The organism is Gemmatimonadota bacterium (assembly GCA_026705765.1).
Taxonomy (GTDB): domain Bacteria; phylum Latescibacterota; class UBA2968; order UBA2968; family UBA2968; genus VXRD01.
The window spans coordinates 43,060-50,954 of record JAPPAB010000167.1 but is presented as its reverse complement, the minus strand read 5'-3'; the positions used below and the strand labels follow the sequence as shown (position 1 = coordinate 50,954).

General features: G+C 45.4%; 7 protein-coding genes. All 7 read right to left on the bottom strand.

The window, feature by feature from the left end; all coding sequences use genetic code 11:
- Positions 1-1,466 (bottom strand): cysteine peptidase family C39 domain-containing protein (locus OXH16_21135; protein ID MCY3683913.1); only part of this gene is annotated, 1,466 nt, incomplete at its 3' end.
- A gap of 31 nt (positions 1,467-1,497) precedes the next feature.
- Complete coding sequence (locus OXH16_21130; GenBank protein ID MCY3683912.1) at positions 1,498-1,848, bottom strand: hypothetical protein; 351 nt, start codon at positions 1,846-1,848, stop codon at positions 1,498-1,500.
- A 4-nt stretch (positions 1,849-1,852) separates the two neighbouring features.
- On the bottom strand, positions 1,853-3,046 hold the full coding sequence (locus tag OXH16_21125) for a hypothetical protein (GenBank protein ID MCY3683911.1): 1,194 nt from the start codon (positions 3,044-3,046) through the stop codon (positions 1,853-1,855).
- The gene (locus OXH16_21120; protein MCY3683910.1) at positions 3,012-4,085 is read right to left on the bottom strand and encodes a S41 family peptidase; all 1,074 of its coding nucleotides are present in this window, start codon (positions 4,083-4,085) and stop codon (positions 3,012-3,014) included. Before OXH16_21120 ends, OXH16_21125 begins: the two co-directional genes overlap by 35 nt.
- A 1-nt stretch (position 4,086) precedes the next feature.
- Positions 4,087-4,884 (bottom strand): hypothetical protein, encoded by a 798-nt coding sequence (locus tag OXH16_21115; GenBank protein ID MCY3683909.1) that lies wholly within the window; start codon positions 4,882-4,884, stop codon positions 4,087-4,089.
- Between the two features lie 127 nt (positions 4,885-5,011).
- Positions 5,012-5,326, bottom strand: coding sequence for a hypothetical protein (locus OXH16_21110; protein MCY3683908.1), 315 nt, complete (start codon positions 5,324-5,326; stop codon positions 5,012-5,014).
- A gap of 297 nt (positions 5,327-5,623) precedes the next feature.
- The gene (locus OXH16_21105; protein MCY3683907.1) at positions 5,624-7,852 is read right to left on the bottom strand and encodes a protein kinase; all 2,229 of its coding nucleotides are present in this window, start codon (positions 7,850-7,852) and stop codon (positions 5,624-5,626) included.
- Between the last annotated feature and the right edge of the window lie 43 nt (positions 7,853-7,895).

Sequence of the window (7,895 nt, the reverse complement as noted above, 5' to 3'; positions counted from 1 at the left end):
CCCACCAGCATCAAGTTCAACAAATCCTTATCGTGATGCACTAAGACCTGATCGATAATCGTCTGCATAAAAATAGGCGATGCCAGACCGAACAAACTGAGCACCAGAGACGCCAGCAATACCTCAATCAAAATACTTGTATAGGGTCTGATCAGAGGAAAAAACCGCTTAAAAGAAGACTGAGACGGTTCATTCTCTGCTACCTGATCCGTATAGTCCAGCAACAGTGCCATATTTGTCCAGCCCTTCTCAAACTCTGCCCGCGACAGCTTGCGAATGCCCACGCCGGGATCTGCTATCTTCACCTCCTTTTTATTTATCTGATACAAGACCACAAAATGATTGCCTTCCCAGTGTAGAATAGCCGGCAATTCTGTACGCATCAGAGCTTCATACCCCGTGCGCACACCGCGGGTAACAAAACCTATGGTTTCCGCAGCCTCGGCCAACGCCGCCATCGACGTGCCATACCGCGACACATTGGACATATCGCGCAGCCTGTTCAATCCAATAGGCATCTTGTAATACTTACAAATCATGCCCAAACACGCCGCACCACAATCCGATTGATCGTGCTGCTTCAAAAACGGGAAGCGAAACCATGTGGGCACTTGTGGTTTTTCACCGTCTATTCTGATATTGACCACATTGGATGCCGTACTGGACTTCTGGCCTTCTTCCTCTGCCCGAACAACCGTTGGCTTAGGTTGCGCTTGTCGCAACAATACCCCATTCGATCCCCGATCTCCACGCGATATGCGCCCTCTTTCCAGCGCTTCTTCAAATCCCGGCATCATAGCTTTTAACTTATTAAAATCGCTTTTATCTATATAAAAGAGCACACTATCACGCCGACTGCGAATCACCCTTTTGTCGTCTGATAAATCTTCATCGCCAAAATAATCCCCCGGACGTAAAATCACCGTGTCTCCATTTTCCAACACTGCCTTCAACTGACCGCTGCCAATCAAATAAAACCGCTGTCCGAATTGCCCCCGGTCAACAACCGTCACACCCTTCTCAACCGCCTCGCGCTTCAACCGTGCAAACAACACCCGCATCGCTTCACCCGGAACATCTCCTTTCAAAAATCGCGTAAAATCCCGATACGCAATACAGGCAATCTGTTCTTCGAGGTAGTCTTTCACATCAGAACTTTTTCTCACAGCCTTAAAAAACTCATCCTTCGGCACTTGCAATACATCAGCATCCTCAACCGCTCGCACCGTTGCCCGATGTCCTTGCCTGGTCAACAAGGCCCCTTCGCCAAAGTGATCGCCCGCATACAAATAGCCCACAGTCATCGAGGTGCCATTCCCATCCTGCTTCATCACCCGCAACCGTCCAGACTGCACAATGTAAAACGCCTCACCTTCTTGCCCCTGTTGAAACACAACACTTCCAAAGGGAAAGTGAACAGATTGTGACCGAACTGAGTTTTTGGCAAAAAAGTGCGAAAGGTTCATGTTTTCTCTATTATTCCCTGTAGCCTATGTCTCAAGAAGTGGATTTCCCGAAATATTGAGCAAACGTCAAAAAATCTGAAAAATTAATCTGTCCATCTTGGTTTAAGTCGAAAATAGGATTAAATCCGATTGTAGTCTGGTCTTTCCCGAAATTCTGGACGAACAGCAAAAAATCCTCGAAATCTATCTGCCCATTCTCATTAAAATCAACCGAGCGAATAACCGCCTGCTCCCAGGTACGCGTTGTACCCATAAATACCAAGATTGCATCAGTATCGATATTTAGGTCACTTTCCAAAATCAACACATCCCGCCCCTGTTTTGATATCTTATAGGTTATATCCCCTGAAGGATACTTTAATGCCAGCAATTCGTCATACAACTGGCTAAACTCTTCCGCATCTCTCTGTGTCCCAACTCGTATAGATCATTAAAAGCAAAGCATTGCCATCTCGCGTTCGAAAAATTACATATCGATCCCCATTCCATCCGGCAGCAGCTACTTTACCCCGACTATCCATGTCAAATTCAGAAAAGATGATACGCCACATGAGTTCTCCCAGCGTATTCTTATCCACCATTTCCCATTCATTAAAGATAGCTTCTTGTTGAAATGGCGGCCAAGTCAGTTGATCCGGTGTTTCATCAGACAACCACTTTGCAGGATGCAAAATCTGCTCGGTCGAGACAGGAGGTTGTGTGTACAACCGATCAATATTCTCCCACCCCCGTTTCTGAATGTGATAAACAAAATTCATTCCAAGTTGATAAACGCCGATTTGTTGCAAAATCATAAAATCAGGAAGCGCATCTATCGCCTCAATGGCGGCCTGTGCATTATTTTGTAATGAGACAACTTTTTTCATCTGTTCGCGGAGTGTCTCAACATCCAACTGCGTTTGGATATCAATCACGTTTTGTAAGAGTTCATATTCGGGCACCTGTCCAATCAGATTTTTCAGCGTCCAAACCGTCTGGATGTAAGTGGCCTCGCCTTCTACGACAGCTTGACGAGCGAGCATCCCGTCTGCACTTAAAGTATTGATCTGAGCAAATAGGAATTGGTTGAGGTCAAAGTGCTGGTCCTGAAGACCATGACAAAGTTCATGGGCCAATAAACCGTCTAACAAATCTGTGGGTAGATTCTGCATAATCAAATAGAATTTATCTACATCGGGATCGTAATATGCAGCGACCTGGCTTTTGGAAAAGGAGATAAAATCAGAATGGTCTAAGGCCAGATTTCCCCTGTACAGACCCAGTTTTCGGATCACGCGATCATAGTATTTCCAGTCCAGACCGGAATTTTGTAGTGCGGACTGCCGTTCGAGATATGCTTCAAGTTCGGAAGTGCTTTGAATACCTACATTAATGGACTGCTTAAAGGAGCGTTCCCGAATTTGAGCGATTTCCCCTTCAATTGTGCCAGCCCTCAAGCGCAGTTGTGCAAGAGTCTGAGCATAGACAGAACAGTTCGAGAAAACAGCGAAAATACAAAACAATAGCCCAAGATATCTGATGAACATTATCTGTGCTCCTTCCTTTTTACTTTCCCACCAAAACTTCAATCCCCTTTTCAAGCACCAGATCTCCCGCATCAGGAGAACCGGAAGAACCGACAACAATATCGGGGGGAATACCCGTACCTTCATAGCTTATCATATCCACGGAAACGACCTTTGAAATCGTGAGTTGGTAAGTCCATCTATTGGGCAATTGACCTTGTTTGGTGGATCCAAGAGCACCTGCGGTCGAACTGCCAACAACCGTAACATGTGGGAGTTCTCTCAGAGCCAAAACAAAGTGTTCAGCAGCACTCGCGGTATTTTTCCCAACGAGCAAAGCAATGGGTCTGGTATATTGCCGCACGCCAGCAGGTTCTATTTGTAATTCAAAAAGAGGTGTAAAGTCAGACCCCCTGGGACGATTGCGAAATTGTGCATAGCCATATATGTGTGGTGAATCAATAAAACGCGCCATAGTTGCTCTACTGATATGCCCAAACCCGCCACCGTTTAGTCTCAAATCAATGATTACACCAGAAGTCGTGTGTAACTGCTCTAATGCAGCATCAATATCGCGTTCCCAATTTTTAATCGACTCGTCTGAAAAGTCAGGAATCAAGATATATCCGATATGTTCCTGGATAATACCATACAGAATACTGCCCTGACTGCGTATATTTCCAACATAATTTCTAACACTGCCCAAATCGAAAGATTCATCCCTGTCCCGATTGCCCAACGTAATTGTAAAAGTTGTATCTCTTCCGGCTGTTCGCGGATCGAAAGTCACAGGCTCACCACTATGGCCTGATGTAAATCTGGCGAATGGAGTAACAAGACGGACATGCCGATCATAGAGATGTTCCAACATAAGAACACAGATTGCAAAAAGTTCCTCTTGAGTGGAATGGTCTGTGACCAAAGGACGATAAGCATTGTAAAGCGCGCCCCAATCGACATTTTTGACCTCAAACAGTGCGTAAAAATCATTAAACTCTTGCCAGAGAATTTCAAAATTGTGTTCGGGAGACTGATCAAAATCACCGCCTATAATCGACTTTCCACAGGATAATAAAAAGACACAGGTGACAACGATACATAGTGTGCGTAACATATTACTTGACCTTGTAAGCAAAACCGATCAGGAGATTATGCGCGAACATAGAGGCTGTGCGTTCATACCTTCGCGCACGCTGATAATCCATGCGATAGAGTGTATAAAATTGTATGGATGAGGACAGCCGGTTTGCATATTGAACTCCGATATTAAAATTCAGAAAGCGGTTCCATAATACCAGATCACCATTGAATATATTCGCCGCGGCTTCCCGAATAGACACGATTCCAGATGAGTGCGGCACATAATACGATATAATACTGCTGCCGGTATATGCCCTGAGATGATGCCGGGGCTTGAGAAGATAGTCACCAACAATTGCAAAACCCAGGCCAAAATCCATATCGAAAATAAGTTGGGAATGTATAGGAGGATGGACATATTCTTTGAAATAAACTTCCAATTTCATCCCCCCCATAATGCCCAATTTCATCTTATTTTGAAGATATGATGCCAAATAACGACCATAGAAGTATTCTTCACTTTGAAGATACACGATATTTACACTTGTCCCGGAAGCATATAGTTTACCACGACCGAATGTAAGAAAACTGGAACTAAAACTACTATCTCCCTGGGTTAGGGATAGCAAGGCAATGGATCGCGTCTGATCTTCGTATCGCAAGTAGGAACCCAATTCATCTTTTAAGTAAAATTGCGACAGACCTCCCAGGATCCCATACCATTTCTCGCTTTCTTTCTTCTTCTTAGCCTTCGTACTTTCTTTGTTCTGTTCTTCACCAAAAGCATCCACTCCCCCAATCACCAAACACAAAACAATCAGTATTCTTATCATTTTATCGACCTATTAGGACTAAAAAATTTCCAATTGAATGTATACCGCTTGATCTGTCGATATGACATCATATTAACGGTTGAATCCGATTTCATTTAGCGAACGTGGTTACCAAAACGACAGGTAATCAACCCCCATCTTCTTCATCTCCACAATCGATCTCAGCCGTTATTTCATTATCATCAATGTCGTAACTAATAGTGATATGTGGATCTGGACATTCTGGAAATTCTGGGTCTGGAATTGATTCGCCAATAAACCAACCTGCGGCTGCGATTCCGACTGCAATAATGCATGCTTCGAGAACCCACCCACCTTCGGTATGATTCATCTGCACAGAATCCAGAGATTCTTGATGCACTGGCAAATTGGTGCAGATTACTGATGGGGAATCAGGTATCGGCAAAACAGGTTCTTGATAGGCTGAAACGGCAAGGCTCATGGTGCTTTCCTTTCAAGTGATGACTTCAAATGAAGTCTATGGATTTGGTGGAATTTTAAACTACTAACCTGAACCGGAGCCAGCCCTTACATCAAAGGCTGACCCCGATCTCACTTGGTGTAGGAGATTATACCGAAACGACGGATAATCAACCCCCGTCTTCATCTCCACAATCAATTTCAGCTATCAGTTCTTGATCATCAAAGTCGTAACTAATAGTGATATGTGGATCGTCGCAGTCTGGAAGTGCGTCTTCAACGGCGTCTTCAATGGCTTCGCCAATCAACCAACCTGCGACTACGATTCCGGCTGCAATAATGCATTTGCTTCGTCTAAAAGTTTTAGTGCGCAATTGTATTCACTACAATTGCGCAACACATCTGCATAATCGCACAAAAAATCAATAGCATCTGCAGGTAATTCAAAAACGTCATCCGCTGTCCAGTCCCTCACTGCCTCGAACCGTCTCAATGCCTGGCGATACGCTTGTACCTCCAATGCTTTTTTACCCGCCAGACACATATATTTTACAGACTTATCTCGTTCTTCTGCCGCAGCAAAATGATCCGCTAATTCTTCGGTCAATTCTTCTATATCTTCCGTCTCTTCCAGAGCATTGCCAATTTCTCGATGTAACAGACGCCGCCGCACACCTTGCATACGATTGTAAATTGCACACCGACACAACTCCTGTGAAAAACGATATTGATCTTCATCCTCTCCACAAGCTGTCAAAAGCCCTTCTGCAATCAGGTCGTCCAATAAATCCAATAGCTCCAACTCATCACCGCGCCAAACCGCAGCCAATAATTCAAAAGAAAAATCACTCAGAAAAACACAGGCGTATTCCAGCACCCGCTGTTGCACATCAGGCAGGGTAGTTATGCGCCTGTACAAAACCTCTGAAATATCATCGGATAATAGTGTTTCCGGAAACTCTCCCCACTGCCAATCGCCAGACACATTCTGCCGAACCACATCGGCATTCACCAGTGTCCTCACCGCCTCCACCACAAACAGGGGCTGCCCACCTGTCTCTCTGAACAGGGTTTGCAAGGCATCAGAAGGTATGGACCGCTCTCCCAACATTGACGCCGCTAAATATCCCACCTCTTCTTGTTGTAAATTCTCCAACTGAATCTGAGTCGCCTCAGCAAGTTCATTGCTGTGTATAAAATTCTCAATTTCTTTTGGAAGGGGTTCCAGGTTAGACCATCGACAGGTCAGGCATAACAAAAACGGGCACGGCTCTGGATCGCGCAACACATACTGCAAAAATTCCAATGTCAATTCATCAAGCCATTGAATATCTTCCAAACACAGCACAATGGGCTGTTTCTGCCGCAGAGTTTTTAATAACTGCAACCAACGCTCCATAACAGAAAACTTATCCGATTTTACCGGATCGGGTAACTCTGCCACCAAATCCGTCGTTCCTTGAAAAGCATCGATCAATGCACCGTATATTTGTCCGCCCTCTTCCTGACCAGACCCTTTCAAACACAGAAAATCATGGATCAGCGCATCGCCCAATAGTTCTTCGACCAATCTTGTTTTTCCCACCCCTGACTCACCAGAGATCAAAACTACGCGCTGTTTGCCATCCTGTACATCCTTCAACATCGCACTCAGTATCTTCATTTCAGATTCCCGCCCAACAAATTGCGGGCGCACAACTTTTCTATGCACATCGCGCTGCTCGTCATCGGATAGCACAAACCCCGATGATGCCACACCATTTAACGCCTGCACCAGTTCCTCTGCCGACTGATAGCGATCAACAGGCTCTTTTGCCAGCAACTTCAGCACAATTTCTTGCGTCTGGGCTGGAACCTCGACATGGGCTTCACCCATTGATGGCGGTGACTCTCGAATATGCTTCAGAATAACAGACACCGGATTTTGTCCAGAAAAGGGAGGTGCGCCCGTGAGCATCTCATATAAGATCACGCCCAATGAATACAAATCTGACCGGTGATCCACCCAGAGCCCCTTACCCTGCTCTGGCGACATATATTCTGCTGTGCCAATCGCCGTGCCCTCCTGTGTAATGGAAATACTATGCAGATGCCTGAATTTCGCCAGCCCCATATCCAGGATCGTGGTCTCAATCCCCTCTTCTGTTTCCAGAACCATAATATTGGAGGGTTTGAGATCGCGATGCACTGCACCCTGCGCGTGGATATAAGCCAAACCCTCGACAATTTGTTGTATCAAATCAAAAAAGTGAGACGCCCGAAATTGCTCTAACAGTACACGATCGGCAATTATCTTTTCCAATGTCTTCCCAGGCAAATATTCCATTGTAAAATAGGGACGCTCTTCGGCAAAGCCCCAGGTGTATGTGCGGACCAGGCGCGGATGCTGAAATCTGTTCAACACCTGAAACTCTCTGTGAAAACGGCGGCGCACAGCCTGCTCATCCATCATTTCATTCAAAATTTTGAGCGCGCACTCCCGGTCTTGTTCCAGATCCAAAACCCGATACACTTCGCCCATGCCCCCGGCTCCCAGGTGCGCCTGGATTTGGTATCTTTTGTCGAGAATGGTGTCAATTACATGATCCGTT

What these genes read in the sequence shown, in the direction of transcription:
- OXH16_21120 (MCY3683910.1), bottom strand. Translation starts at nt 4,085, where the DNA reads ATGTTACGCACACTATGTATCGTTGTCACCTGTGTCTTTTTATTATCC.
- OXH16_21115 (MCY3683909.1), bottom strand. Translation starts at nt 4,884, where the DNA reads ATGATAAGAATACTGATTGTTTTGTGTTTGGTGATTGGGGGAGTGGAT.
- OXH16_21110 (MCY3683908.1), bottom strand. Translation starts at nt 5,326, where the DNA reads ATGAGCCTTGCCGTTTCAGCCTATCAAGAACCTGTTTTGCCGATACCT.